The 23,329-nt window shown below is 38.0% G+C and carries 20 protein-coding genes; 19 read left to right on the top strand and 1 reads right to left on the bottom strand.

Annotation, left to right across the window (positions count from 1 at the left end):
* Window positions 1-9: 9 nt before the first annotated feature.
* From WA340_RS03970 to WA340_RS03880, 19 genes are all read left to right on the top strand, one after another.
* Entirely contained in the window at window positions 10-2,073 is a 2,064-nt protein-coding gene (locus WA340_RS03970; protein WP_336127386.1) for a Piwi domain-containing protein, read from the top strand.
* A 58-nt stretch (window positions 2,074-2,131) separates the two neighbouring features.
* Window positions 2,132-2,443: a DUF6660 family protein gene (locus WA340_RS03965; protein WP_027885454.1), complete on the top strand. Its 312-nt coding sequence runs from the start codon at window positions 2,132-2,134 to the stop codon at window positions 2,441-2,443.
* A 138-nt stretch (window positions 2,444-2,581) separates the two neighbouring features.
* On the top strand, window positions 2,582-7,021 hold the full coding sequence (locus tag WA340_RS03960; RefSeq protein ID WP_336127384.1) for a CusA/CzcA family heavy metal efflux RND transporter: 4,440 nt from the start codon (window positions 2,582-2,584) through the stop codon (window positions 7,019-7,021).
* Window positions 7,022-7,064: 43 nt separating this feature from the next.
* Window positions 7,065-8,288, top strand: coding sequence for an efflux RND transporter periplasmic adaptor subunit (locus WA340_RS03955; protein ID WP_121665799.1), 1,224 nt, complete (start codon window positions 7,065-7,067; stop codon window positions 8,286-8,288).
* A gap of 167 nt (window positions 8,289-8,455) precedes the next feature.
* Window positions 8,456-8,725 carry a P-II family nitrogen regulator gene (locus WA340_RS03950; RefSeq protein ID WP_442920766.1) on the top strand — a complete coding sequence of 90 codons (270 nt, stop codon included), beginning with the start codon at window positions 8,456-8,458 and terminating at the stop codon, window positions 8,723-8,725.
* 15 nt (window positions 8,726-8,740) lie between these two features.
* On the top strand, window positions 8,741-9,157 hold the full coding sequence (locus WA340_RS03945) for a Fur family transcriptional regulator (RefSeq protein ID WP_027885450.1): 417 nt from the start codon (window positions 8,741-8,743) through the stop codon (window positions 9,155-9,157).
* Between the two features lie 9 nt (window positions 9,158-9,166).
* A complete protein-coding gene (locus WA340_RS03940) occupies window positions 9,167-9,631 on the top strand; it encodes a Fur family transcriptional regulator (RefSeq protein ID WP_051191359.1) in 465 nt (154 codons plus the stop codon).
* Window positions 9,628-9,987, top strand: coding sequence for an STAS/SEC14 domain-containing protein (locus WA340_RS03935; RefSeq protein ID WP_027885449.1), 360 nt, complete (start codon window positions 9,628-9,630; stop codon window positions 9,985-9,987). Before WA340_RS03940 ends, WA340_RS03935 begins: the two co-directional genes overlap by 4 nt.
* A gap of 4 nt (window positions 9,988-9,991) precedes the next feature.
* Window positions 9,992-12,520: a heavy metal translocating P-type ATPase gene (locus WA340_RS03930; RefSeq protein ID WP_093026604.1), complete on the top strand. Its 2,529-nt coding sequence runs from the start codon at window positions 9,992-9,994 to the stop codon at window positions 12,518-12,520.
* A 35-nt stretch (window positions 12,521-12,555) separates the two neighbouring features.
* On the top strand, window positions 12,556-12,990 hold the full coding sequence (locus WA340_RS03925; RefSeq protein WP_336127379.1) for a Fur family transcriptional regulator: 435 nt from the start codon (window positions 12,556-12,558) through the stop codon (window positions 12,988-12,990).
* 87 nt (window positions 12,991-13,077) lie between these two features.
* Complete coding sequence (gene lpdA, locus WA340_RS03920) at window positions 13,078-14,481, top strand: dihydrolipoyl dehydrogenase (protein WP_298528474.1); 1,404 nt, start codon at window positions 13,078-13,080, stop codon at window positions 14,479-14,481.
* Window positions 14,482-14,609: 128 nt separating this feature from the next.
* Complete coding sequence (locus WA340_RS03915; protein ID WP_027885443.1) at window positions 14,610-15,041, top strand: hypothetical protein; 432 nt, start codon at window positions 14,610-14,612, stop codon at window positions 15,039-15,041.
* An 85-nt stretch (window positions 15,042-15,126) separates the two neighbouring features.
* Entirely contained in the window at window positions 15,127-15,918 is a 792-nt protein-coding gene (locus WA340_RS03910; protein ID WP_027885442.1) for a cation diffusion facilitator family transporter, read from the top strand.
* A 44-nt stretch (window positions 15,919-15,962) separates the two neighbouring features.
* Window positions 15,963-16,643: a lipoprotein signal peptidase gene (locus WA340_RS03905; RefSeq protein ID WP_009778866.1), complete on the top strand. Its 681-nt coding sequence runs from the start codon at window positions 15,963-15,965 to the stop codon at window positions 16,641-16,643.
* Window positions 16,644-16,645: 2 nt separating this feature from the next.
* Window positions 16,646-17,644 (top strand): sodium:calcium antiporter, encoded by a 999-nt coding sequence (locus WA340_RS03900; RefSeq protein ID WP_336127378.1) that lies wholly within the window; start codon window positions 16,646-16,648, stop codon window positions 17,642-17,644.
* 12 nt (window positions 17,645-17,656) lie between these two features.
* Window positions 17,657-19,585 (top strand): heavy metal translocating P-type ATPase, encoded by a 1,929-nt coding sequence (locus WA340_RS03895; protein WP_336127376.1) that lies wholly within the window; start codon window positions 17,657-17,659, stop codon window positions 19,583-19,585.
* Between the two features lie 769 nt (window positions 19,586-20,354).
* Complete coding sequence (locus tag WA340_RS03890) at window positions 20,355-20,693, top strand: helix-turn-helix domain-containing protein (RefSeq protein WP_336127374.1); 339 nt, start codon at window positions 20,355-20,357, stop codon at window positions 20,691-20,693.
* 205 nt (window positions 20,694-20,898) lie between these two features.
* A complete protein-coding gene (locus tag WA340_RS03885) occupies window positions 20,899-21,372 on the top strand; it encodes a DUF6943 family protein (protein ID WP_336127373.1) in 474 nt (157 codons plus the stop codon).
* Between the two features lie 88 nt (window positions 21,373-21,460).
* Window positions 21,461-22,102 (top strand): DUF6266 family protein, encoded by a 642-nt coding sequence (locus WA340_RS03880; protein WP_336127371.1) that lies wholly within the window; start codon window positions 21,461-21,463, stop codon window positions 22,100-22,102.
* A gap of 229 nt (window positions 22,103-22,331) precedes the next feature.
* On the opposite strand, the gene WA340_RS03875 is transcribed toward WA340_RS03880, so the two are convergent.
* Window positions 22,332-23,006 (bottom strand): hypothetical protein, encoded by a 675-nt coding sequence (locus tag WA340_RS03875; RefSeq protein ID WP_336127368.1) that lies wholly within the window; start codon window positions 23,004-23,006, stop codon window positions 22,332-22,334.
* Between the last annotated feature and the right edge of the window lie 323 nt (window positions 23,007-23,329).

Here is a 23,329-nt window from a genome sequence, read left to right as displayed (position 1 = left end):
CCAAGTCTTATGAGTCAGGAACTTTATTTTAATATCATAACATTTGATTTACCAGACAAACCAATAACTTTTTATTTAAGTAAAGAGAAAATTGGTAATGCTCAAAAGTTGTATAAAACAAAGTTTCCAACCAATATAGAAGATTTGTTTCCTGGTATAAAAGAAGAAAATCCTGATTTTATCTACACATCATTTATTTATGAAAAGGAAGGCTATTTGCCTTTAAAACTCAATCTAAAACAACAACCAACCGACTTAATAAAGCATTACTATAATTGGCGAATCAAAAAATTCTTTAAAAGCATAAAAAAACTTGTTGGTCAAAACTTTGTGAATGATAATCAAATTTGGATAGGTAATAGATCATATCAAAATAAAAGTTTTGCACAGTATTATAAGTTTACTGTCAAAGTACAAATTAAAGAAGTTAGTGAATATGGTGAGTTAGTTATTTCTTATGATGGTATGGCTAAAGTGTTTAAAAAACCTATTTCTGAAATTATAAAACATACCTCAACAACAAATCTTAATAAAGTTGTATATAAAATGAGGTTATTAAAATATCATAAGGAAAAGGAATTTATTGATGATAACACAAAGGCTTTTGCCATTTTGAATAACGATTTACGAACAGCTTTTAATATTCAACCAGAACCAAAAGATGATTCCAATAAATATATAAGTTATAAACACAAAATCGATAAGTTTATTCAGCATTTCATTTTAAGTGAGGAATTTAAGAAAGTTATCCCTGTTAATAATGACGATTACTTACCTGTAGAAATAAATCGAATTGGTGAAGTTGCTGATGAAAGCAATGATTTAGTGTTCCAAAATGGTGTTGGTAGAAATCCCAAAATTGATTTTAAGAATTTAAAGCCTTTAAATCCTTGTCAGTTAGATAATGTGCATTTCTTCTTTATACATCATACAAGTTATACTAAAGAAGTAGAAGCATTGCAAAAGTTATTGGAAGATGGTACAAGTTGGTATAAAGGTTTAAATATTTATGCTGGTGTTTTAGCACATTTCGATAATGATGTCAATATAGTATTTGATGATTTAGAAAATCCATTACCTCAAATAGCAAAGGGTATAAAAGATTTTAAATCAGACCCTAATATTAATTATGTTGCTATTTATTTAAGTCCTTTTAACAAGCACGAACCCAATCTTGAAAAAAAGTTAGTGTATTACAAGGTTAAAGAGCAGCTTTTATATAAAAGAATAATATCTCAAGTAATAGAGTTTGATAGATTTAGAAGAAATCAACATAAGTTCATATACGATTTAACCAATATATCATTAGCCTTATTAGCAAAATTAGATGGTACACCTTGGCAACTAAATGTCAAACCTAAAAATGAATTAGTTATTGGTGTGGGTGCATTTAAAAATACCGAAGAAAACATTCGATATGTAGCAAGTGCATTCAGTTTTAAAAATAATGGAAGGTTTAATGAATTTCATTATTTCAGTAAATCTGATGTTAAACAGTTAGGGGGTGCATTAAGTGATGCTATCTATCAATACGTACCAACAAACCAAATACCTGAAAAAATAGTGATTCACTTTTATAAGGATATGAAGGATGAAGAAATACAACCTGTTTTAGAAATGATGGATAAACTTCAATTGCCTTGTCCTCTTTTTGTTCTTAATATTAATAAAACAAAATCACAAGATATTATTGCTTTTGACCAAAATTGGAATGGTGAGTTAATTCCAATGAGTGGCACATATATAAATATTGGCCCTAAAGGAGAATATAAATATTTACTCTTTAATAATTTGAGGTATAACAATACTGTAAAATACCCAAGTCATTCAAGTTATTCATTTCCAATAAAACTTAAAATATCAAGTCCTACACCAGAGGCTTTAAATGATAGTAAAATGATTAGAAAGCTAATAGAGCAAGTGTATCAATTTAGTAGGCTATATTGGAAATCCTTACGTCAACAAAACGTACCAATAACAATTAAATATCCTGAAATGGTTGCAGAAATAGCACCTCGTTTTGAAAGCAAGGAAATACCACCTTTTGGTCAAGAAACCTTATGGTTTTTATAATCCGAAGCCTTTTTTCTTTGCACAACCATTGCATTAAAAAATTCTTATATTTGCCTTAATGAAATTTTTAGCATTCATATTGTCAATCTATATCTTCACACTAAATTTAGTGCCTTGTGAAGATACAGGTACTTTTGACAATGAAGTTAAAACAGAAATTTCTCAAGATTTAGGTGATAACCACCAACATCAAGATGCAGATTTATGTTCCCCATTTTGTATTTGCCAATGTTGCCATATAAACGCAACTTATTTCAAATTCGCAGAAATAAAATTTGAGTTTAAATACAATTCTTCTCAAGATTTTCTCTACTTAAACGGTATAAAAAAAGATTTTACCACTTCCATTTTACAGCCACCACAGGCATAATTCAGTTTTTTTAAAGGATAATTATATCCTTTTTTGACCAAATCCTGGTTCTCATACTAGATCCTTGGTCCTATTGATAGATTTTGTTAGGCACAAAATTATTATCAAGAATTTTAACTGAATTAAATTTTTATTTATATGATTAATAAGATAATCGCATTTTCCATTAATAATAAATTTATTATTGGACTACTTACCTTAGCGCTGATAGGGACGGGTATTTGGTCCATGATGACCGTCAACCTGGGATCGGTGCCAGATATTACTAACAACCAGGTTCAGGTGATCACCCAATCACCTAATCTTGCAACAGAAGATATTGAACAATTTGTAACCTATCCTGTAGAACTCTCAATGGGGAACCTGCCCGGGGTTACGGAAATACGATCTGTTTCCCGGTTTGGCCTTTCCGTGGTTACAATTGTTTTTGAGGACGATATGGGCATTTACAAACCCCGTCAACTGGTTCAGGAAAAACTGAACGAAGTCAGGGACCAAATACCTGAAAAATTTGGAAGTCCCGCTATGGGGCCCATTACTACAGGTTTGGGTGAGATTTATCAATATACGATAAAGCCCCAAAAAGAGTATGACACTGTTTATTCCCCTACGGAATTGCGTACCATCCAGGATTGGATCGTAAAGCGTCAAATGACCCTCGTCGAAGGTGTAGTAGAGGTAAATTCATTTGGGGGCTCTATAAAACAATATGAAATTGCCATTAATCCCGAAAAACTGAATGCGTTAAACGTTTCTATTTCCCAAGTCTTCGATGCCCTGCAAAAAAATAATGTTAATACAGGCGGTGCATATATAGAAAAAAATAATATGGCCAATTTTATCCGTGGTGAGGGTTTAATCAGGTCACTAGATGATATAAAATCTATTGTTATCAAGAATGAAAATGGAGTACCTGTAACAATTGGAGATGCAGCTGAAGAGGTCCAGTTTGGTAGCCAGGTACGCTATGGTGCTTTTACCCAGGACGGCCGTGAAGCTGTTGGCGGTATGGTGCTCATGTTGAAAGGTGCAAATCCTAATAAAGTAATTGCAAATGTTCAGGATCGTATGGAGACGGTAGAACAATCTTTGCCTGAAGGTTTATCAATAGAACCCTTCCTTGACAGAAGTGTTTTAATTGAAAGAACTACGAGTACCGTGACCCAGAATCTTCTGGAAGGTGCTTTAATCGTGATTTTTGCCCTGGTGATACTATTAGGTAGCTTAAGAGGTGGACTTATAACAGCGACTACCATTCCTTTATCACTTCTTTTTGCTTTTATATTAATGAAGCAATTTAATGTCTGGGCCAATCTAATGAGTTTGGGAGCTATTGACTTTGGAATTATTATAGACGGTGCTGTGATCATCATTGAGGGTACGGTATATGAAATACAAAAACGGATGCGTTCCGGCAAAATAAAATTTAATAAGGCTAAAATGGATGAAGTAGCCTATGATGCCGGAAGTACGATGATGGGTTCCGCCTTTTTTGGACAAATTATCATTCTTATCGTATTTGCGCCCATTCTTTTTCTAACGGGGGTAGAAGGGAAAATGTTTCGGCCAATGGCATTTACTTTTGGTTTTGCCATGATAGGTGCTATTTTCTTATGCCTTACCTATGTCCCTATGATGTCTGCTTTATTTATGAAACCAATTCAGAATAAAAAGAACTGGTTTGGAAAGTTTGAACGCTGGCTGGAAAAAGTTAGTGATAAAATTATTGGAGGGATTCAAAAAGGATACATGCCTTTATTAAAAGGAGCTTTAAGATTGAAGTTCATAGTATTGGGGTCTGCGGTTGTCTTACTTATAGTAGCCGGTTTTATCTTTTCCAGAATGGGAGGGGAATTTGTCCCTCAACTTGATGAAGGGGATATCGCCATGCAGGCTTTAATAAGACCTGGAAGTGGTTTGAGTGAAGCAATTGATGTTTCCACAAAAATAGAAGATATCCTTCTTGAGAATTTCCCGGAAGTAGAAACCGCCGTAGCGAGGATTGGGGTTGCCGATATCCCTACTGATCCAATGCCTATGGATATTGCCGATATGTTTATTGTATTAGAGAAGGATATGGATAATTGGACTTCGGCAAGTTCTAAAGAGGAATTGATAGAAAAGATCAAAGAGAAACTTAATGAAGAACTTACGGGAGTCAACCTGGTTTTTAGCCAGCCTGTAGAGCTTCGTTTTAATGAACTGCTTACCGGGGTCAGGGAAGATGTTGCGGTAAAATTATATGGTGAAGATTTAGACCTTCTTGCTGAAAAAGCTGATAAAATGGCTGAAATAATACAGACTATACCGGGCGTAGGAGATGTGAACCCTGAACGAACATCTGGTCTTCCACAAATGACGGTGCGGTTTAATCGTAAAAAAATTGCGCAATATGGATTGGACATTGAAAAGATTAACGATTATATAAGTGCAGCTTTTGCTGGAGGAACGGCCGGAGTGATCTTTGAAGGGGAAAAGCGGTTTGATATGGTAATACGTTTTGATGAGGCGCACCGCCAAAGCATTGATGATTTACGTACCCTCTATATAGATCTGCCGGATGGAACCCAGGTTCCGATTAAGGAAGTAGCTGATATTAGTTATGTACCGGGTCCTATGCAAATTTCCAGGGATAACACCTTTAGAAGAACCTATGTGGGAGTTAATGCCCGCGGGAGGGATGTGGAATCTGTGGTAAATGACATCCAGCAAAAATTGGATGAAGAGTTAGATTTACCTCCAGGATATTACATTACTTATGGTGGGGAGTTTGAAAACCTTCAAAGAGCAAAAGGGCGTTTACAAATAGTAGTGCCCATCGCTCTATTTCTGATATTCGTGCTTCTGTACTTTGCACTCCAATCTTTTTCCCAATCAATTATGATCTATATAGCCATTCCACTGGCGGCTATTGGAGGAATATTTGCTCTTTGGTTAAGAGATATGCCGTTTAGTATTTCAGCTGGTGTAGGCTTCATTGTATTGTTTGGGGTTGCCGTTTTAAACGGGCTGGTGCTTATTAACAGGTTTAATTCCTTAAAAGAAGAAGGGGTAACCAGTATAAAAGATAGAATTTTTACAGGAACCAAAGAACGAATACGTCCCATTATGTTAACAGCAACAACAGATATTTTCGGTTTTTTACCAATGGCATTTTCCACATCTGCCGGTGCAGAAGTTCAACAACCACTTGCTACAGTTGTTATAGGTGGTATGCTTACGGCTACCTTGCTTACGCTGGTGGTTCTTCCTGTCCTTTATACATTTGTAGAGAAGAGACGGGAGAAAAAGGAACAGAACAAGCTTGGTTCTTCCAATTCACGATCTTTAGCTACGATTTTGATAATTGGCTTTGTTTTAGGCGGAACCTTTTCTGTAAATGCACAATCTGATGCAATGTCATCTGAATATTCACAACAGGATTCTTTACAAACTATTAGTTTGCAAGAGGCTAAAGAAATGGCAATCCAAAACTTTCCGCAATTAAAAGCTGCTCAACTTGAAATTGAAAGTGAGGAAGTATTGCGTAAAACCGCCTATGATTTTGGAAATACCCAAATCTTTACAGGAAAAGAAGAAGTAGGAGATGGCTCTGATGGGGTCTATACTCAAATTGGCGTCCAACAGCAAGGCATTGATATTTTTGGAATTGCCCCCCGGTTAAAATTGCAGAAAGAAAGGGTTGCCCTTGCTGAAAGTGCCTTAGAGTTATCTACTATTGAAATTGAACGTGAAGTAAGCAGGGCCTGGGCCTCGGTTTATACAACTAAAAGGACATTCCAGGTTTATAGAAAAATGGATTCAATTTTTGAAGATATTGAAAGGGCTGCAAGAATCAGGTATGAAACAGAGGCCACCTCCAAATTGGAATATCTTGCTACCTCCAACCAGGCGAACGAGGTTAAAATACAGCTGGAACAATCGTACCGAGATTACCTGAAATCAATACAGCGTTTAAACCTATGGTTCGTTAGTGACACAATCTATGATGTACCAGATTTGCCTGTTGAAACTTTAGACGAACCTTTAAACTTTCTGGTAGAGTCGCTTGAAAATCATCCGTTGCTACAGGTTTCGGAACAAAGGATAGATGTTGCCAAAGCGGTTACCAGAGAACGAAAATCTGAATTTTTGCCCAAATTTCAGGGTCAGTACGGTAGGCAGGAAATAGCCGGGCAATCGGGTTTCTTCCAATATCAAATAGGAATTCAAATTCCGCTGTTTTTTGGGCCGGAATTAGGCCGTACACAGGAAGCACAAGTAAATAGACAGATTGCAGAGCAAAACTTTTATCAGGATAAAATCGAACTGGAAACCGCCTATAAAAATATGCGTGAAGACTATATCAAATGGAGAAACTCATGGAATTATTATAGGGATGAAGCACTTCCTTTAGCACAGGAACAACAGGAAGGGTCAGTATTAGCATTTAAAGAGGGAGCTATAGATTATATAACTTTCCTTCAAAATATAAGGGATGCCATTAGAATTGAGGTAAATGCCTGGAGTGCTTTTAATGATTATCTCGACAGCCGTTACCAACTGGAATATTACCTTAAGAATTCAAATAAAAAATAAAAATAAGAAAATCGATATGAATACAAGATCAATAAATATTTTAATGCTTGCCTTAACGCTCAGCATATTCTTTGGATGTAAAGAAAATCCTGAGGAAGGGGATGACGCTTCCAGTGAAACTGCAACTACTAATACCGAAGAAGGTGAAAATCACGGTGAGGAAGGAGATGAAGAACACGGTGAAGAAGAAGGTGGGATGCGTTCGGTACATCTTTCAGAAATGAAATTCAATAGTCTGGGGATTAAAGTAGATACCTTACCTAAAAAAGCTTTGTCCGGTATTGTGGAAGCCAATGGCCAGTTAGAAGTGCCGCCACAATATGAGGCTACCGTGACGGCAGTTTTAGGCGGTAATATAACTTCTATAAAGGTTATTGAGGGGGATAAGGTAAATAAAGGTCAGGTACTGGCTTATCTTTCTCACCCAAATTTAACCAGAATGCAGTCTGATTATATTAATGCATATAGCAGGATGCAATTTTTGGAAAAGGAATTTGAAAGACAGAAACGTTTATATGAAGCAGAGGTAGGATCTGGAAAATCTTTTCAACAAACCCAGGCAGATTACCAGTCTGTACAAGGTGAAGTGCGGGGGTACGAATCGCAATTGCGCCAGTTAAACCTAAATGCTTCCCAGGTTAGAGACGGTGAATTATATGAATATATTCCGGTAGTAAGCCCAATTGGAGGTTATATAGAAAAAGTACTGGTGCAGATAGGACAGTATGTGGAGCCGCAAACCAGCATGTTTATGGTAGTTGATAATGAACATGTTCATGCCGATCTAATGGTTTTTGAAAAAGATATTTATAAGGTGAAAGAAGGCCAAAAGATTGCGTTTACACTGGAATCGGTTCCAGGCAGTAATTTAACCGGGGAAATTTATTCAGTGGGGAAACAATTTGAACAAAACCCCAAAGCGGTACATGTGCATGCAGAAATCGATAATAAAGAAGATTTTCTAATTCCGGGGATGTATATAAACGGAAAAATCAGGACCGGTGAAGAAGCTGTTCCTGCCTTACCGGAAGAAGCAATAATTGAAGAAGAAGGAAATCCCTACATCTTTACGGCCCAAAAACACCAGGAAGATGGTGAAACCGAATGGGAATTGAAACCAGTGCAGGTTAGAACGGGAATAAATGAAGATGGTTGGGTTGAAATTAAACTGCTGGAGCCTCTGCCTGAAGGTACGTTGGTTGCCTATAATAATGCCTATTATCTGGTTTCTGAAATGCAGAAAAGCCAGACTTCCCATGGTCATTAAATTAAAAAAATTAGATGGATGGACTCTCTGTTAAATGTTTGTCTTAATTAAAATTCCAGAGGGTTCATCCTTAATACTAAAATTAATATTACAGCAATGAAAGAAATAAAAGCATTTATAAAACCGAAACGAGTTCAAAAAGTGATAGAATCCCTTAGTGAAAGTGGATTCAAAAGTATGACGCGCTTTCCCAGGGGGAAGGTACCGGGGCTTTTAAAGCAAAAGGCGCATCACCTTCTTTAGATTTCCGTGTAACAGACAGTCCGGTTGTAAAGTTAGAACTGGTATGTCAAAACGAAGAAGCACAATCAGCAATAGATATTATCCTTGAGAATGCAAAAACAACTGAACCCGGTGACGGAATAATTTATCTTTCCGATATTGAAGATGCCTTCCAGATAAAAACCGGGGAATCCATAAAGCGTTACGACCCCTAAATACTTTTATAGCAAATGGAAAAAATAGTAAAAAAGTTGGAAAGCAAAGGCATCCGCCCTACGGCAATGCGCTTGATGACCTATAGACGGCTGGCACAACTGAATGTGGCCGTTAGCTTAGGCGACCTTGGAAAGGATTTCGAAAGCTCGGAAAGGAGTACGCTTTTCCGTACTATGAAGACATTTGAAGAAAAAGGAATCGTGCATCAAATTGAGGATGGCACCGGCATCATTAAATATGCCCTGTGCGAAGACAATTGTGAATGTGAGGTGGGAAACGACCTTCACTTACATTTTCATTGCAATAGTTGCGGGGAAACCGTGTGCCTTACAGAGCACAAAATCCCTCAGATAAACCTGCCCGAAGGCTATGTGGCAGAGGATATCAATCTGGTAGTAAAGGGAATATGTGAGAAATGTAGTGGCGTTTAATTTTATGAGATGACCAAAGCCGAAGAAACACTTAGAAACAACGGGATTAGACCTACCAAAATGAGATTATTTATTTATAAATATCTCAAAAGAAAGTTTTATGCTGTAACATTAAGGGAAATAGAAACGGCTTTCGTTAAAAAAAGTAAACATACACGAGATAGAACAACAATTTATCGGAGTATAAAATTATTTCAAAAGAAAGGGATTATACATCAAATTGATGACGGTACGGCTACCGCAAAATATGCATATTCTGATAAGAATTCGCTGGATCTACACTTACACCTTCACTGTATGAATTGCAGCAAAACCTTCTGTTTGCCCAATAAAGTTCCACAGGAAAATTTACCTGACAAATACGAAATAACCGAAGTAAATTTAGTTTTGAAGGGGGCATGTGTAAAATGCCAAAAAGCAAAGAAGCTAAAATATAACATAGACCAATCTGCTCATAAAAACTTAAAACAATGATACGAATCAAAAATGTCGAAAAAAGCAATTTGATATCCGCTTCAATAAGCGGTAAGATTACTAAAGAGGATATAGAGAAAATCCATCCTTTGATACATAATATTGTCAAAAATGGAAATAAGGTGAATTTCTTTTTTGAACTAGTTAACTTTAAGGGCTACGATCTCAAAGGCTTATGGGAAGATTTAAAAGTTGATACCGCCCATATTTCAGATTATGGAAAGATGGCCTTTGTGGGTGAAAAAGAATGGCAGGAATGGGCTGCTAAAGCCACTGATTTTTTTACAAGCTCGGAAGTTAAATATTTCGACTTTACCGAAAAGGAAGAAGCTAAAAGATGGATATTAAACCAATAGGGATATGAAAAAGCTACAACTAAAAATTCCGGTATTGCTACCTCAGGTGCCAAATGAAAAAGACACTTGTGTGCAAAGGCTCATTGCTGAATTAGAGGCCAAAGAGGGTCTTGAAAAAGTACATATAGTAGATGATCAGGAAGATACGGTGCCGCAACTGTGCTTTCATTATGATCCGGACATTATCTCTATTGACCGAATTCAATCTTTGGCGGAAAATGCCGGGGCAGAAATTACAGAAAAATATGGTCATCTTCTTTTAGAGGTTGAGGGGATTAGACATACAAGGCACGCTCGTTCCATCGAGAAAAGCCTTTTGGCAATCAATGGAGTTTTGGAAGTTTCCGTTTCAGGCTCTGGAATGGTACGACTTGAATTTGATAAAAAGCAAACGAATTTTGATGAAATAAGTAAACAAATTGAAAAAGAATACCTTCAGATTCAGCGGAGTTCTTCAAACGAAAATGATTACACCAAAGCATCCAAAAAACAGGAGCGTTCAAAGAAGGAAGATACTAAAGAACAAACTTCCACAGAGGGGCACGAGCACAAAGAGGGCGAGACCCACGAGGAAGGAGAAGGGCACGCCCACGGTGGGATTTTCGGTAAAAATACGGAGCTTATTTTTTCTATTATCTGCGGCGCCCTTCTCGGGATAGGTTTCGGACTTTCCTATGTTGCATCCATCCCAGATTGGGTCAGTCTTACTTTATACATAGGTGCTTACTTTTTTGGGGGTTACTTTACGGCAAAAGAGGCCATACAGACCGTTGCCAAAGGTGGTTTTGAAATCGATTTTTTAATGTTGGTGGCCGCCATAGGTGCCGCTGTTCTGGGAGAATGGGCCGAAGGTGCACTCTTGCTGTTCCTGTTCAGCCTTGGCCACGCCCTGGAACACTATGCAATGAACAAGGCCCGAAAGTCCATAGCGGCCCTTGCCGATCTCGCACCAAAAACAGCTTTGCTCAAAAAAGATGGCAAAACCGAAGAGGTGGGTATCGAAAAATTGGGTATAGGCGATATTATCGTGGTCAAGCCGAACAGTAAAATATCTGCCGATGGCGTTGTGGTCAACGGAAAAAGCAGTGTCAACCAAGCTCCGATTACCGGGGAAAGTGTACCGGTAGATAAAGTTCCCGTAGAAGATGTTGACAAGGATTATTCGGCGCAAGATGATATCAAGGATGAAAACCGCGTTTTTGCTGGAACGATCAATGGGAACAATACTTTGGAAATTAAAGTGATCAAAGCAGCCAAAGATTCAACGCTTTCCCGATTGGTGAAACTGGTTAACGAGGCCCAGACCCAAAAATCACCTACCCAGTTGCTCACCGATAAATTTGAAAAATATTTTGTGCCGTCCGTCCTTATTTTGGTCGGGATTCTTTTGTTCGCTTTTTTAGTTATTGACGAACCCTTTAGTGCGAGCTTTTACCGGGCAATGGCGGTACTGGTAGCTGCAAGTCCCTGTGCGTTGGCAATCTCGACCCCAAGTGCTGTATTGAGTGGAGTGGCCAGAGCTGCCCGTGGCGGGGTATTAATTAAAGGAGGGCGCCCTCTGGAGGACCTGGGGGTTATTACCGCCCTCGCCTTTGATAAAACCGGAACTCTAACGGAAGGAAAGCCAAAACTTACCCAAGTGGTGCCACTTGGAAATATATCTGAAAACGAACTTCTCAAAATAGCAGTAGCTGTGGAAAGTTTGAGTGATCACCCCCTGGCCAAAGCTGTAGTTCGTGATGGAAAAGAGCGTCTGGAAGGCGAGGAAATCCCAAATGCCTCTAATTTGGAGGCAGTTCTGGGTAAAGGGATTAAAGCATCGTTTGGCAATGATAAAATCTATATAGGTAACCTCGACCTGTACGAAGGGCTTGATGAGAGTACACCTTCCGAAAAAATAGCTACGAAAGTGCGTGGTCTTGAAGGTGGTGGAAATACAACAATGCTTATACGAAAAAATGAAGAATATATAGGCATCATTGCATTAATGGATACCCCTCGTGAAGCCGCCAAGGGAACCCTCAAAAAATTAAAAGAAATCGGCATTAAACGAATGATCATGCTTACCGGAGATAACCAGAAGGTAGCAGACGCTGTAGCAGAAGAAATAGGATTGACCGATGCCTGGGGGAGCCTATTGCCGGAAGAAAAAGTGGATGCTATAAAAGAATTAAAAGAAAAGGAATCCAAGGTGGCAATGGTGGGCGATGGCGTTAATGATGCCCCTGCCATGGCAAACAGCACTGTAGGCATAGCTATGGGTGCTGCGGGAAGTGATGTAGCCTTGGAAACGGCGGATATTGCGCTAATGGCCGATAAGTTGGAAACCCTGCCCTTTGCCATAGGCTTAAGCAGGAAGGCAAAGGCGATTATCAGGCAAAACCTTTGGGTTAGCCTTGGTATTGTGGCCCTGCTTATACCTTCAACCATATTCGGCTTGGCAAATATTGGAGTGGCTGTAGTAATCCATGAAGGTTCGACGCTTCTGGTGGTTTTTAATGCGTTAAGGCTTTTGGCTTATAAAAAAGATTAGATCCGGACTTAGACTGTTTTTCGAAAGAATATAAAATGACAAAAACGGAAAAAAAATTATCGTCAAAAGGGATACGTCCCACTGAAATGAGGTTGAAAATTCACAAATACCTCAATAGGAAGACCTATGCAGTAAGTTTAAACGAAATGCAAAAAGTCTTTATCGCTAAAAGCGAAAAAAACAAAACGGCAAACAGAACTACCTTTTATCGAAACCTAAAAACTTTTGAAGATAAAGGGCTAATTCATCAGATTAATGAAGGGACAGGAGTGGCAAAATTTGCAATTTCCGATAAAAAGGCCAAAGGTAAATACGGTACAGATTTACATATGCATTTTCATTGTACCGTTTGCGGAAAAACTATTTGCTTGCCGGATAGAATATCGAAACAAAACTTGCCGGACGATTATGAAATAAACGATTTGAACCTGGTATTAAAAGGGGTATGTAAAAATTGTAGTAAAAAATAATAGGTGGGAGTACCTTAAAACTGAACCCTTGCGCCCCTGGTCAGCTTAAGGTTTCCCCCACCTTATTTAATTAAAAAATTTACGAATATGGAAAAATATGATGTAACAATTATAGGCTCTGGCCCTGGCGGGTATGTAAGCGCTATACGTTGCGCCCAATTAGGATTAAAAGTAGCCATTATTGAAAGGTACAGCACGCTTGGCGGCACCTGCCTTAACGTGGGCTGTATCCCGTCAAAAGCCTGGCTTGAAGCCTCTGAGCATTATTACAAACTCAAACATCAATTCGAAAATTTTGGGATTGATGTAAAAGAAGCCAATGTCGATATCAAAAAAATGAACCAAAGGGTTCAGGATGTGGTACAGGAAATCATCAATGGCGTTGGGTATCTGATGAAAAAGAACAAGGTTTCCGTATATGAAGGTCACGGTACCATCAGGGATAAAAACACGATTGAGATTAAGGGCGAAGATAAAACGGAAACCATAGCAACCGATAAAATCATCATTGCCACAGGGTCCAAACCCGCTTCACTGCCCAATATTGAAATCGATAAAAAGCGGATCATCTCTTCTACCGAAGCCCTTGCCTTAGGCCAAATTCCCGAGCATTTAATGGTCGTTGGTGGAGGCGTTATCGGGGTTGAGATAGGTTCTGTTTTCGCCCGCCTGGGCTCTAAGGTGTCTATTGTGGAATATTTTGATAGCCTCATCGCCACTATGGATGGCGCACTGGGACATCAATTGCATCGTTCCCTAAGAAAACAGGGAATTGAGTTTTATTTGGAACATAAAGTGACCAATGCAACAGCAACGGACAACAAAGTTGAATTGAAAGCGGAAAACCTGTCCGATAAAAAAGAAATGAATTTAGAAGGCGACTATTGCCTTATGGCCATTGGCCGGAAACCGTACACCGCCAATTTAGGCCTTGAAAACATTGGCGTGGAAACCAATGAGAAAGGACAGGTAACGGTAAATGAGAACCTTGAAACCAATGTCAAGGGTGTATATGCCATTGGGGATGTAATCCGAGGGGCAATGCTTGCCCATAAAGCCAGTGAAGAGGGCGTTTTTGTAGCCGAAAGGATAGCAGATCAAAAGCCACATATCAATTATTCGCTTATTCCTAATATTGTTTATACCCAGCCCGAAGTGGCCGGGGTAGGCTTAACCGAAGAAGAATTGAAAGAAGCAGGAAGAAGTATTAAAACAGGCTCTTTTCCTTTTAAGGCCAACGCAAGGGCGAAAATAAGTATGGACACCGACGGCTTCATAAAAGTAATCGCAGATAAAGAAACTGATGAGATATTGGGAGTGCATATGATAGGGCCACGCATTGCAGACAGCTATACCGAAGCGGTGGTAGCGATGGAATTCAGGGCATCTGCCGAAGATGTTGCAAGGATGTCCCACGGGCACCCAACTTTTTCAGAAACCTTTAAAGAGGCCTGTCTGGCAGCCACCGAAGACAGAGCGTTGCATATTTAACGGCCTTAATTTAATTGTAAAATCGGATTAGGCAGTTTTTAATCATTTCATAAGACTTAAATCAGTTTGTATTAAGTTTAAGTTTATGGTCTAAAAAATAAAATAAATATTTTAAAAATGTAAAGAGCATGAGAACTATTCCGAAAGACAAAAACATCGATAGTAGTTTGACGCTACTTCGTGACGGCTATGAATTTATTCAGAAAAAGCGTCAAAAGCTTTGGTCCGATATTTTTAGAACCCGTTTGATGTTAAAGGAAACGATCTGCATGAGTGGAAAAGAAGCCGCGGAGGTTTTCTATGACACTGAAAAGTTTCAGCGAAAAGACGCTGCTCCTAAAAGAGTGCAAAAAACATTATTCCTCCAGAAGGGTGTCCAGACACTGAATAATTCAGCATACAGGCAAAGAAATGAAATGTCTATGTCTTTGATGAAACCGGATAGCCTGCGGGGGTTCCTAAAAATTCAAAAGAGCTACTGGGAAACATACATTGGTAAATGGGAGAAAGATGAAGAGCAAAAGTGCCTTTGCCGGAGTGGTTTCAGGCAGAAGAAGTAAACCTGCTGCTAAAAGGATTTTGTAACAATTGTATCCGGATAAAGGACAACTATTATAACGAATATTAAAAATAAAAAAAGAGATAATGGAGAAAACAACATTTAAGATAACCAAAATGGATTGCCCTTCGGAAGAGCAGATGATCCGGATGAAGTTGGAATCTTATGCTCAAGTGAAATATTTGGATTTTGATATTCCCAACAGGAAATTGGAAGTATATCATGTGGATGGCATTGAAGATATACAAACATCAATAGCCGGTTTAAACCTTGGGGATTCTTTAGAGGGAACCACAGAAGCCGAACCACCCGTAATGGAAGACCAATCCAAACAAAAAAGAATCCTTTGGTGGGTCTTGGGCATCAACTTTGGTTTTTTCGTTATCGAAATGACCACAGGTTGGATTTCCTCTTCTATGGGACTTGTGGCGGATTCGTTGGATATGCTGGCAGATTCCATCGTATATGCGCTAAGCCTATTCGCGGTAGGCGGTGCCATTTCAAGAAAAAAGAAGGTCGCAAAATTCAGCGGGTATTTTCAGATGGCATTGGCAACACTTGGTTTTGCAGAGGTATTAAGAAGGTTTTTTACCAGTAGTGAAACACCAATGTTCCAGTGGATGATTGTAGTTTCCATTTTAGCCCTACTGGGGAACCTTATTTCGCTTTGGTTGATAAACAAGGCTAAAAGTAAGGAGGCCCATATGCAGGCCAGTGCCATTTTTACGTCCAATGATATTATTGTAAACGGTGGGGTTATAGTGGCAGGGGTACTGGTCTATTTTCTGAATAGCAAATGGCCCGATTTGGTGATTGGCGGCATCGTCTTCACGTTTGTAATGCGGGGCGCCATAAGAATTTTAAAATTATCTAAATAATGCAAATATATGTTGCACAAGACGTTGGGAAACAATAGGAAATTATGAATAAAAGTAGTGTAGCATTATTGATTTTACTGTTGTTGGCAATAGACCAGACCATAAAGATTTATGTGAAGACCCATTTTTATTATGGCGAGGAGTACTACGTATTTGGCCTGGATTGGTTTCGCTTGCATTTTTTGGAAAATCCCGGAATGGCCTGGGGCTTTAAGTTTGGGGAGGGATATCTGGCCAAGCTTGTTTTGATCCTATTTCGGCTGGCCGCCATTGTTTGGGGGACTTTTTATATCAAAAAGATGATACGTGAAGGATATGCAAAGGTTTTTGTAATCTGTGCAGCATTTATATACGCAGGTGCATTGGGTAATTTGATTGACGGTGCATTTTACGGACTGATCTTTGAAAAAAGTGATCCGGCAGTACAAAACGTTGCAGAAATATTCCCGTCAGGGGGTGGATATGCTGGATTTTTAAATGGCAATGTCGTGGATATGTGGTTCCTTCCCATTATTGATACAAGGCTTCCGGAGTGGCTGCCATTTTGGGGAGGTAATCAATTTACTTTTTTTGACCCTGTATTTAATACCGCAGATGTCTGGATTAGCACGGGAGTGATTTTACTCCTGATCTTTCAAAGCCAACAAAAAAAAGACCAGAAAATATCGGAAAATAAAAAGTTGAAATATACTGAGGGTAACAGAAAAATTATAAACAACGATTAGTTATGAACGTTTGGCTTTTGGTAGTAGTATTGGGATTGGCAGCTTGGGCTGCCCATTGGGGTGCGGACCAACTCTTGACGCCTTTAAAGATGCTCCGTAAGCAATGGGGGCTTACAGCTTCTGCAGGAGCAGCTCTCCTTGCCATTGTGACCGCCAGCCCCGAGGTAGCTGTAAACGTTACCAGTGCAGCCCGGGGAGTATCGGAAATTGGTCTGGGCAACCTTTTGGGTTCCAATATAATTTCCATTCCGTTGATGGTTAGCATAGCCTATTTCGCTTCCAGAAAGCAATTTAAAAATAATAAGGAACACCAAAAACATCTGGATGCCAACCTACTGGCTCTGAACAAACGTTCTGTTTCGGTATTGTCCATCCCCTACCTGGCAATCATTGCTTTGGTAGCTATACTAACCCTTCCCAAAGCCTGGCGTGGATTACAACCCATCGATGGCTATATTATGCTGGCTGCCTATGCTGCTTTTTTAACGCATGCCATTATAAAAGGCAGGGAAAAGGGCGAAAAAGTAGAATGGGACAAAAAGAAAGTCTGGTTATCCGTGGCCGGGGCCCTGGCCATAGCTGTGGGTGCTTTTTTTATTGTTAAGGCAACAGAAAATATTGTTTCGGCCCTGAATATTTCTGAAATCGTTGGGGGATTGTTCATCACGGGTATAATGACCACCGCGCCTGAAATATTTAAGACCTGGAGCGTGGTGAAAGGAGGCGAAGTAACGGCAGGCACCACTAGTGTTATCGCAGATAATGCTGTTACGATGACGGTCGCCTTTTTCCCGTTGGCGCTGGTTACTACCCCTATCGAAGATTTCCAGTTGTTTTGGGTGAATCTTGCCTTCGTTGGACTGATGCCGCTTTTGTACTCCCTTTTTGTCCATCAAAGCAAGGAACTTCACGGTTTTAGCAGATGGCAGATATTCGCGTTCGATGCAGCCTATATCGTCTATCTATTGACAATGGTATTTTTTGTTCTAAAACTATTTTAAAATAAAACATATATGAAAAAGAAAAAACTAAATCTAAGAGACCTCAAGGATCCTTCAATTGAAAATAAGGTTTCATCACAACTGAGCATTAAGGAATACATCCCTTCCATATTCAGTTTTGTGATGTTGATAGCGGGAATTGCTATTGATTACTTTGATGCCTTTCCGTTTTTTAAAGGTTGGGTACGAATCGCTTGGTATGCGGTAGCCTACATCCCCGTTGGTTTTCCTGTTATAAAAGAGGGATGGAAAAGTATCAGGGACGGTGATTTCTTTACCGAATTCTTCCTAATGTCTATCGCAACCTTAGGGGCGTTCGCCATTGGGGAATACCCGGAAGGTGTGGCCGTAATGCTGTTTTACGCCGTGGGCGAACTTTTCCAAAACGCAGCTGTAAAACGAGCAAAGGGCAACATAAAGGCGCTTCTTGATGTACGTCCTAATGAGGCCGTGGTGTATCGGAACGGCGATTATGTTTCGGTCGATCCCGAGACCGTTGAAATTGGAGAAAAAATACAAGTGCGCGTAGGTGAAAAGTTCCCTTTAGATGGCCAATTGCTATCTAAAAAAGCATCGGTCAATACCGCAGCGATTACGGGGGAAAGCAAACCCGACACCATTGCCAAAGGAGACAAGGTTTTTGCCGGGAGCATCAATCTAGAAGGTGTTGTAGAAGTGGAAACCACCAAGGAATTTAAGGATAGTTCCATTACTCGAATTCTCGATATGGTGCAAAATGCCACAGCACGTAAATCAAAGACCGAACTGTTTATAAGGAAATTTGCACGCATCTATACTCCTATCGTAGTTTTCTTAGCAGTATGCTTAACGTTTTTACCTTATTTTTTTGTGGACGGGTACGTATTTCAGGAGTGGTTATACCGGGCCTTGATTTTTCTGGTAATTTCTTGTCCCTGTGCATTGGTGATTTCCATTCCCCTGGGTTACTTCGGTGGGTTGGGTGCAGCATCCCGAAACGGTATTCTATTCAAGGGTGCATCCTTCTTGGATGCAATGACCCAAGTGAATACGGTAGTAATGGACAAAACAGGAACCGTTACTCACGGGGTATTCAAAATAAAGGAAATCAAACCCATAACATTAGAAAAGGCAACGTTTATGAAGTACCTGATGGCGATGGAAGAACAATCCACACATCCAATTGCTAAAGCCATTTTAGAGTATAAAGCAGAAGGAGAAGATTTTGAAGCACAAGACATTTCTGAAATTGCAGGTAAAGGATTAAAAGGCATTGTAAATGGTAAAACAGTTTTAGTAGGAAATAAAGCCTTAATGACTGCGAATAATATAAATGTTCCAACGGAAACGGAATCTATTGTAGAATCGATAGTATTAGTTGCAATCGATAATCAATTTGCAGGTTATGTAGTCATAGCAGATGAATTAAAGGAAGATGCAAAAGAAACAATTACAGCATTACACAAAGTAGGCATTAAAAATATTATGATGCTTTCTGGTGATAAAGATTCCATTACTCAACAAGTCGCTAAAGAACTAAATATTGAAAATGCTAAAGGTGGTTTATTACCAGAAGATAAGTTAAACGAAGTTGAAATTTTAAAAAAGAATCCTGAAAATAAAGTAGCATTTATAGGGGATGGTATAAACGATGCGCCTGTTTTAGCAGCAAGTAACGTTGGAATTGCAATGGGTGGTTTGGGTAGTGATGTAGCTATTGAAACAGCAGACGTTATCATTCAAACCGACCAACCTTCAAAAGTTGTTAGAGCCATTAAAATAAGTCGTTCCACACGAAAAATCGTTTGGCAAAATATCATTTTAGCTTTTGGTGTTAAAGTCATTGTCTTAATTTTAGGAGCAGGTGGTTTAGCTACAATGTGGGAAGCAGTTTTTGCAGATGTAGGAGTAGCATTATTAGCAATTTTAAATGCAGTTAGATTACAACGAATGAGTTGGTAATTGTCCCCACAACCCAAAACCCAGTTTTTTCGTACCTCAAAATCCTCTGTCTTTTGTTTTGTTCCGCTATCCACCGCACTTGTAGTTTTTGGTTGCCAACCCTCACACAGCACATTGCTTATTTTATTTGCTATTATATTTTAAAAGTAGTACAATAAAAAAGCAAAGAGCTGTTGCCATCCCTCACACCAAAAACTACCCCAAGCTATGTTTACATAACGGGTAGTTATAATAGCAGCCGCTACACCCACCGCATCACCAAAGCTGTAGTTATAACGCCATTATGTAAAATAGCCGCTTTTCCCACGCTCACATCCGAACTTTTAATAAAAATCCGAACTAAACTGAAACAATAGCCATATGAAAATTTAGCTTAAAATGATGCATATTCGTTACCTTATTCAAGCTGCACAAAACCATCGTTAAGTCCAAGTATTCCTTACCTCAAGTCTTTGTTTGTTTCATTTCGTTAACAAATATAAAAGACCACTTTTCCCCACCACCCAAGTCAGCGGTTTTAAAAAAATAGGTTCATAAAATGTAGTAATACGCCATAGCATATTGCTTTTTCTCGTACCTCAAAAAAACAAAAAGCTATTGCCTAAAAGTCCTGTATAAGTAGCTTGTTTAAATGCTGTTTTATCAAACAACTATTTAAAACGCTACCCATACAACCGCTTCATCCAATGCTCAAATACGTATTGTAACCTATTTTTTTAAGAGTTTATGCCCCAAAAATTGGAAATCAATTAACTAAAAAGAAAACAAGATGATTACAAAAACAATCCAAATCACAGAGGTTACAATAGATGAATTAGCAGATGCGGTAGCAGATAAACTAATGTTTAAAATTGAAAACTACCTTAAAGAATTATCTAAAAAACAAAATGATGAAATCCTAACAAGACAAAAAGTAGCCGATTATTTAAAAATAAGTTTAGTTACAATACATTCCTGGAATAAAAACGGCATTTTAAATCCAATTCGTATCGGCAATAGAATTTTTTATAAAAAACAAGACATATTAGATGTTTTAGAACAACAGAAAATAAATAAAAAAAAGGTAGCAAATATATGTGGCTACCACAGCCAACGCGCAAGGCTATAAAGGTCACGCCCTACGGGTTTTGAATAAAACTTTTTTCAAAAGCATTTTTCACAATCATTAAACAATTAATCTAAAAAAACTTTTATCCAAAAACCTTGACAGCCTTATCCACGCCACAAGAGCATTAGGCTTTCTTTTTTTATTGTTTTTCTTTTAAAAAATTAATGGTGCGAAGCGTAGCGAAGCAATTTTAAATTGGATAGCTATGTCAACTTTTGAACTAAAAACACACCAAATCGGAAGAACCTACTCGAACCCTCATTTTTTTATCCTAAACAAAGGACTTAACAGCGGGAAACCGCTCTCAAATCCTTGTCCTAACTGTTTTGTAGTAATCACAAAAACGGAAGCAGAAAAAAACACGCTTTTTCATTTATCTATGATGTTGCAAATTGGCGGTTTTTACGCTTACTATTTAAAAGGTAGTGTTATTCCGTTTATCTCAATAGATGATTGCCGAAACACCTTAAAAAACAGTTACACCTCGTTGTTAAATGATGAATTTGAGTTACAAAAGGATATTAATATAGTGTCAGCAATTTGTAAAAAAGAAGCTCAACTTCAAAAAGTAATTTCAAAAATGGCAGATTTAAAAGTGTCATACATACAAAATCTATTTTCTAAAAAGCAAAATCGGGCAACAAAGGGCAACAAAAACCAAATCAATCTATTAGCATAGTATTTGCCATATATTACTTGTGTTGGTTAAAGACCGTACCAAGTCCGTACCAACTTCGAACAAGTATTAATTTTAAATTTTATATACAATGGGTGTTATTTCACAAGGAATCCTGGGCGGTGTATCAGGAAAAGTAGGAAACGTAGTCGGTGCTTCTTGGAAGGGTATTGACTACTTGAGAATCAAACCTTCAAGCGTGGCAAATCCACGAACAGAGGGGCAAGTTAACCAAAGAAACAAGTTTACTGTTACTTTGGAGTATCTTCAACCAAATTTAGGCTTTATCCAAAAGGGATATAAGTCTTATGCGGTGCAAAAAACAGAGTTTAATGCTGCAATGTCTTATGTATTGAATAATGCTATTACAGGAGCTGCACCAAACTTTACTGTAGATTATGCTTTAGTTTTATTAAGTAGAGGTAACTTATCAGGAGCGTTAAACCCTGCAACAGATTTAGCAACTGCTGGACAAGTTGAGTTTACTTGGGATGATAACTCTGCTGAAGGTAATGCAAATGCAACCGATAAAGCAATGGTTTTAGTTTACAATCCAAGTAAAAAAGAATCAATGTATATTCTTGATGGTGCTGATAGAACTGTAGGATCACAAATCATTACAATTCCAAGTACCTATGCAGGAGATACTGTTGAGCTTTTTATGGCATTTACTACAGCAGATGGTAGTATTGTGTCAAACAGCGTTTATTTAGGCTCTGGAACAGCTAATTAACGGTTGATGTTTAAATAATAAAACCGTTCTACACGAACGGTTTTATTTTTATCGTTTAATAAGTTCCTAATTTTATCTATTATTTCTTTCCTTTGATTAGTTCTTATAATCAAATATTTGTTGCCTTATTGTTGCCTTTTTAATTGAAATCCCTTATAAATAAGGGTTTCTTAATTTCCGCGAGGAAATTCAGCCGTTATTGCGCTTACACGTTGTTGGCAACTGGCTTTTATTTATTTAGTATTATTTCAATCGGTTTATATCTATTTTCAGTTTCTTTCCAAGAATTTACTGATTTCAATATAATTATTGAACGTTTAATGTTGTTCCAAATGAATTTAGCAAGTCGTTCATCAATTACTCGCTTAAACATTTCAATTGGTTTTATGTCAGTTGATAATTCATACCATTTGTCGTAAATTTTAATAACTGTCAATGATTTATCCTCGTTCATTAAAATTCCACCGTCAATTTCCTTAATTTCCGATTTCTCAATTTCTTTCGTGTTTTCGTTAATCAAGCCAATCATTTTTTCAGATTGAGTCAATTCCACAAGTTTGTCAGTCCAACCTTGTTCAACTTTGAGTCTTGTTTTTCGAGTTATTTTTGAAACTTCCTTAAATGAATTAAATAAGTCTTCATCATTTTCTCCAAAAGTTTTGTCTTTATTTAAACTATCAAAACTTAAGAAAGAAAAATTAGATTTTTCAGATATGTCAATTTCTTTAAACATTCCAAAAATCATATTTATAAATAATGAACTTAAATCAGATGTAATAACTTCCTTATCAATTTCTAAAATTGGAATGAATGGTTTTTTCTTTGGGTTTTGAGAGTCTGCTATATTTTTTGTTATGTGGAAATTAATTCCGGATTTACTGTTTTTTGCAAAAGTAAAATGCAAATCCTCTGGAATTCCTTTAAAGCTAAAACTACATAAATGTGGTCTTATATGAATCCAAAATAAATCCTTAATTCTTATATGGTCAATTATCTTTTCGATGATGTCTTTCAGCTTGTTGCCAACGTTTGTGTATAAATTTCAGTTGCGGCTTAAAATCCGCAGGATTTTAAGTTAGGTACTAATTTAGTAAATAGGTTTGAATTTCCGAAAGGAAATTCAACCGCAATTGAATTTATACGACTTAAGTTAGCAATCTATTAACTTTAACATTTAATCATAAAGAACCAAAGAGAGGAATAAGGTTATGATATACGCAGAGACTA

The organism is Mesoflavibacter sp. CH_XMU1422-2 (genome assembly GCF_037029245.1).
GTDB lineage: Bacteria > Bacteroidota > Bacteroidia > Flavobacteriales > Flavobacteriaceae > Mesoflavibacter > Mesoflavibacter zeaxanthinifaciens.
Note: the sequence above shows the minus strand (reverse complement) of the source record. Positions and strands in the feature narration are given on the sequence as shown.